We start from the raw sequence: 336 nt of genomic DNA on the forward strand, positions 1-336 counted from the left end.
GGCGAAGTTGGTGATGGTGTATCACCGTCTTCCCTACGAGGAGCGCGTCGTGCGGGGCGAGCGTGTGCGCCGGCCTCACTCTTCGCCGAACGGCATCATTCCGAGTCTGCTGAGCTTTTTCGCGGATGGCACTCCGGGTTCTTGGGTCGCTTGGACCACCGCGGCGGGGCCGGGGGTCAGCGAGGTCGAGCGGATGCCGGTGGATTCCGCGCGTTACCCCGGATTAACAGCGGCCACCGTCGCGCTCAACGCTGCCGATGTGGAGACGTTCTACAAACGCTTCTCCAAGGAAGCATTCTGGCCGGTGATCAACACGTTCTGGGAGCGGGCCAAGTT

At 63.7% G+C, this 336-nt stretch carries 1 protein-coding gene; it reads left to right on the forward strand.

Annotated elements, in window-relative coordinates:
• Window positions 1–336, forward strand: a 336-nt coding sequence (locus tag HKX41_10780; GenBank protein ID NNC24614.1) for a glucosylglycerol-phosphate synthase, incomplete at both ends; no start/stop codon positions are given.

This window comes from Salifodinibacter halophilus (assembly GCA_012999515.1).
GTDB classification, from domain to species: Bacteria; Pseudomonadota; Gammaproteobacteria; order Nevskiales; family Salinisphaeraceae; genus Salifodinibacter; species Salifodinibacter halophilus.